The 4,491-nt window shown below is 69.6% G+C and carries 5 protein-coding genes and 2 pseudogenes; 5 read left to right on the forward strand and 2 right to left on the reverse strand.

Features of this window, described 5'->3' with window-relative positions; genetic code table 11:
- Positions 1–814, forward strand: an 814-nt coding sequence (locus I0Q12_RS33425; protein ID WP_231611134.1) for a PD-(D/E)XK nuclease family protein, incomplete at its 5' end; no start/stop codon positions are given.
- A 49-nt stretch (positions 815–863) separates the two neighbouring features.
- Here the strand turns inward: I0Q12_RS33425 and I0Q12_RS21020 are convergent.
- A pseudogene (locus tag I0Q12_RS21020) lies at positions 864–1,225 on the reverse strand (GNAT family N-acetyltransferase); the annotation flags it as partial.
- A 114-nt stretch (positions 1,226–1,339) separates the two neighbouring features.
- Between I0Q12_RS21020 and I0Q12_RS21025 the strand changes: the two are divergent.
- From I0Q12_RS21025 to I0Q12_RS21035, 3 genes and pseudogenes are all read left to right on the forward strand, one after another.
- Positions 1,340–1,858, forward strand: coding sequence for an EXLDI protein (locus I0Q12_RS21025; protein ID WP_197254298.1), 519 nt, complete (start codon positions 1,340–1,342; stop codon positions 1,856–1,858).
- A gap of 48 nt (positions 1,859–1,906) precedes the next feature.
- Positions 1,907–2,647: pseudogene (locus tag I0Q12_RS21030) on the forward strand (ABC transporter ATP-binding protein); the annotation flags it as partial.
- Positions 2,648–2,664: 17 nt separating this feature from the next.
- A complete protein-coding gene (locus I0Q12_RS21035; RefSeq protein ID WP_197254308.1) occupies positions 2,665–3,519 on the forward strand; it encodes an ABC transporter permease in 855 nt (284 codons plus the stop codon).
- Here the strand turns inward: I0Q12_RS21035 and I0Q12_RS21040 are convergent.
- Positions 3,498–3,908 carry a MauE/DoxX family redox-associated membrane protein gene (locus I0Q12_RS21040; RefSeq protein WP_197254309.1) on the reverse strand — a complete coding sequence of 137 codons (411 nt, stop codon included), beginning with the start codon at positions 3,906–3,908 and terminating at the stop codon, positions 3,498–3,500. The two genes, I0Q12_RS21035 and I0Q12_RS21040, sit on opposite strands and share 22 nt — an antisense overlap.
- A gap of 93 nt (positions 3,909–4,001) precedes the next feature.
- On the opposite strand from I0Q12_RS21040, the gene I0Q12_RS33430 reads away from it, so the two are divergent.
- On the forward strand, positions 4,002–4,491 hold a 490-nt coding region (locus I0Q12_RS33430), incomplete at its 3' end, for a potassium channel family protein (protein WP_374068754.1).

The raw sequence follows: 4,491 nt of genomic DNA on the forward strand, positions 1-4,491 counted from the left end.
GGTCCTCGCGGCGCTCGACGCACCCGAACCGCCACCCCCGGCGAGCTTCGAGGACGATCCCGACGAGTGGGCCGCCGACGTCGACGCGTTGCTCGCCGAACGGGAACGCCGCGCCGAGAGCGCCGCCGAGGTGGTGCTGCCCGCGCAGATGTCGGTCAGTCAGCTCGTCGACCTCGCCACCGACCCGGACGCCCTCGCGGCCCGGCTGCGGCGGCCGCTGCCGTTCCGTCCCAACCCGCTGGCCCGCCGCGGCACCGCCTTCCACGCGTGGCTCGAGCGTCGGTACGGCGCGACGCGGTTGCTCGATCTCGACGAACTGCCCGGCGCCGACGACGAGGACGGCGACGAAACCGACTTCGACCGGTTGCAGGAGGCGTTCCTGCGGTCGCCGTGGGCGCAGCGCAGCCCGGTCGAGGTGGAGGTGCCGTTCGAGACGTCGATCGGCGGCACCGTGATCCGCGGCCGCATCGACGCGGTGTTCGAGGATCCCGACGGCGGCTGGACCGTCATCGACTGGAAGACCGGTGCCGAGCCGACCGACGAGAAGCTGAAGTCGGTGGCGATGCAGCTCGCCGCCTACCGGCTCGCGTGGGCGCAGCTCATGGCCGCCCGTACCGCGCGGCACACCGGCCGGCCCGCCGAGCTGCCGCTCGACCGGGTGCGGGCCGCGTTCCACTACGTGCGCACCGGCCGCACGGTCGCGCCGGCCGATCTGCCGGGCGCCGGGGAGCTCGAGCAGCTGATCCGCTCGGCCGGGGCGGTCGGTGAACCGGATCCGCCACTCGAAGGCGAAGCGCCACAGGAGCTTTCGTAGCAGGGTCCGCTTCCGCCGGTGCCGGCCGGCATTGTCGGGCGAGCGACAGCGTCATGAAGATGCTGTTCGGATCGTCGAGGTAGTCGCCGAACGGTGGACACTCGACGAAACCGGCTCCGGCATACAGACGACGCGCCGGTGCGAAGAATTCCATCGAGCCGGTCTCCAACGAGAGCCGTGTAACCCCTCGGCCTTCGGCCTCCTGAATCAGGTGCTCGAGCAGGGCGCGTGCAATTCCTCGTCCTCGTAGGTGGGGAGCGGTGCGCATGCGGCCGGGTTCCGGAGCTCCGACAGATCGAGGGCGTGTCGACTTTCCGCCGGTGCGGTGGGGGCGATGTCGTCCAAGTGCGCCTGCAGGAAGAGCGCCAGGCTCGAATCGTCGAAGTCGGCACGTTCGAAAACGGGATCCACACGTGAATGGTGACCGACAGCCGGCGATTCCCGTCGGACGTGAATGTGCCGAAACCGGCGGTATTGCTATACGTAGACATATACGTATACTCGTGCCATGGTTACGATGGCCTCATGCCGAACAAGACGATCTACGTCTCCGATGCCGACCTGCCGGTGTTCCAGCGCGCCCAGGAACTCACCGGGGGCAATCTCTCCGCGGCGATCTCCAAGGCTCTGCACCGCCTCGTCGAGGTCGAGGAAGGGCGTCTGGAAGGCTTCGAGGAGATCACCGTCCGGGTCGGTGTCGGCGCCGGGAAACTGCAGCGGTTCCAGGGAGTACTGCTGGCCGACTGGAACCGATCCACCGCCACCGGGACCGAGCACTACCGCGTGTATCGAACGCGCACCGGCAAACTCGCCGTCCACGTCTCCCGGCCGAAGGGCTTCGTGCACACCGCCGGCAAGGACGGCCAGCTGACCGGCTGGCGCAAGCATTTCGCGACCGACCAGCAGTGGGGGGAAACCCCCGCGGCCGCGATCCTCGAGGTCTACGACACCTTCGAGGACCTGCGGGCGGAGGTCCCCGCCGAGCTGGCCGCTCTGGTGGAGGTCAATGCCACCGAACCCGAGGTCGAGGACCTCGACATCTGACGCTCCCGGCGGTGCCGGGGGCACCCGGTCCCACCGCGAGGAGTGTTCATGTCCACCCACCCTGCCCCGGCGATCGAGATCGCCGGGCTCCGCAAACAGTACGGCGACCGGACCGTGCTCGACGGCCTCGACCTGACGGTGCCGGCCGGTACCGTCACGGCGCTGCTCGGGCCCAACGGCGCCGGCAAGACCACGACCGTCTCGATCCTGTCCACGCTGCTTCCCGCCGACGGCGGCACCGCGCGGGTTCTGGGCCACGACGTCGCCCGTGAACCGGACATCGTGCGGAGGCTGATCGGGGTGACCGGTCAGCTGTCGGCGGTCGATCCGCTGCTGACCGCAACCGAGAATCTGCGGCTCATGGCCGATCTGTTCCACCTGCCCCGATCCGAAAGCCTCAGCCGCATCGCGGATCTGCTCGACCGATTCGGCCTCGCCGAGGCTGCGCGCCAGCAGGCGCAGCAGTTGTCCGGCGGCATGCAGCGCAAGCTCGACCTGGCCATGACCCTCGTCGGCGATCCGCAGGTGGTCTTCCTCGACGAACCCACCACGGGCCTGGATCCGCGTGCCCGCCGCGACCTCTGGGACCAGGTGCGGACCCTGGTCGACGGCGGCACGAGTGTGCTGCTGACCACCCAATATCTCGACGAGGCGGACCATCTCGCCGACCGCGTCGCCGTCCTGCACGGCGGCCGCCTCGTCGCCCACGACACCCCGGCCGGACTCAAGGCCGCTCACGACGCCGGTTCGCTCGACGACGTCTTCCTCACCCTGACTGCACCGACCGACACGAAGGAGGTGGCGTGATGACCGCCGCCGACGCCACCGCATTCGCTCCCGCGCTCGTTCCGGCGGGCCCGTCCGGCCTGACCCGCGCCATCCGCGATCTGATGACGATGACCAGGCGCGGCCTGCTGCGCATGGTCCGCTACCCGTCGCTGACCGTGACCGTCGTCGGAATGCCGGTCGTGCTGTTGCTGCTGTTCGTCTTCGTCTTCGGTGGCGCCTTCGGAGCCGGTGTCGCCGAAGGTGTTTCACCGGGAGCCGGGGGTCGTGCCGCCTACCTCGAGTACCTCACGCCGACCATGCTCGTGATGACCGCGGCGGCCGTCGCGCAGTCCACCGCGATCGGCGTCGCGATGGACATGACCGGGGGCATCGTCACGCGGTTGCGCACCATGCCCGTCGCACCCGTGTCGGTACTCGGCGGCCATGCCGGGGCGGCCGTCGTGCAAACCATGCCGGCCATCGCGGCGGTGCTCGGTGTGGCCGTCGCCCTGGGATTCCGCCCGGGCGCAGATGCTGCCGAATGGCTTGCGCTGGTGGGTTTCCTGGCTCTGGTCGCGCTCGCGCTCACCTCGCTGTCGGTCGCGATGGGCGTGGCCGCGCGCAGCGTCGAGTCGGCGTCGAACACCCCGATGATCCTGCTGCTCCTGCCGTTCCTGGGTAGTGGGTTCGTGCCGGTCGAGACCATGCCCACCGCGGTGCGCGTGTTCGCCGAATACCAGCCCTTCACACCGATCATCGAGACCGTCCGTGGACTCCTCGCCGGCACCGGCCCGGAGGCGGCGACCGCCGGGATCGCCGTCGCGTGGTGTGTGGGCCTGACCCTCGCCGGCTGGCTGTGGGCGCGGGCCGCTTACCGCCGGCCCCGCGTCTGAGTGCGGGGCGAGCGTCGCCACACCTTCACGGCCTCGGTGACCAACGGAATCTGCAAGGGCAGTCGCGCGACCGCGGCTGCCTTTGCCGCGGGCAAGAGTCGGTCGCTGCGCAGCCACGACACGGCCATCTGAATGTTGGCGGGAAACACCGCGACGAACAGCACCGCGGCGAGGGCACCCCCGAGCCGGCGCGTGCGCGGAACGACCAGTGCGGTACCGACGGCCAGTTCCGCCGCACCCGACGCGTAGGTGTAGGCACGGGCGTCGCCCGGCAACGCCCTGGGCACGATCCGATCGAACGGTTGCGGGCGAACGAAGTGCAGTGTTCCGGAGCCGAGCAGCAGCGCGGCGAGCCGCAGGGCGGGCGCGCGGGCCGGTTGCGTGGACATGTGAGCCACGGTAGCCCTCTGAGCGTAGGCTGCGACGCGATGTCTGCACGTTCCGGTGCGGGCAACCGACGACGAAGAGGTGGAGTCCACGCAATGCCCGGCAGGTTGCGCGCGCGGTTCAGCCGCTCCGATCAGCTCACCGAGCGCCCGGATTTCGCGCTGGTGGGCGTCCTGCGTGTGCCGCAGGAACAGCAGAGCCCCGGCGTGGCGATCGCCCGGAGGATCGGGTACGCGCTCGCCGCACTGGCGCTGGCGGTTCTCGTCGTCTACATCGACCGCGACGGGTACCGCGACGTGCAGGACAACGAGATGTCCCTGCTCGACTGCATCTACTACGCGACGGTCTCGCTCTCCACGACCGGATACGGCGACGTCACCCCGTTCACACCGGAAGCGCGGCTGATCAACGTCCTGGTGATCACCCCGCTGCGGATCTTCTTCCTCATCGTCCTGGTCGGTACGACCCTGTCGGCGCTCACCGAGAATTCCCGCCAGGCATTCAAGATTCAGCGTTGGAGGCGCAAAGTGCGTAATCACACCGTCGTCATCGGCTACGGCACCAAGGGCCGTACTGCTGTCGACG

The sequence above is a fragment of the Rhodococcus sp. CX genome (genome assembly GCF_015865005.1).
In the GTDB taxonomy this organism is placed as follows: Bacteria; Actinomycetota; Actinomycetes; order Mycobacteriales; family Mycobacteriaceae; genus Rhodococcus.

Excerpts from the sequence above, each read along its gene's own strand:
- I0Q12_RS21025 (WP_197254298.1), top strand. The coding sequence starts at position 1,340 with ATGCCGAACAAGACGATCTACGTCTCCGATGCCGACCTGCCGGTGTTC.
- I0Q12_RS21035 (WP_197254308.1), top strand. The coding sequence starts at position 2,665 with ATGACCGCCGCCGACGCCACCGCATTCGCTCCCGCGCTCGTTCCGGCG.
- I0Q12_RS21040 (WP_197254309.1), bottom strand. The coding sequence starts at position 3,908 with ATGTCCACGCAACCGGCCCGCGCGCCCGCCCTGCGGCTCGCCGCGCTG.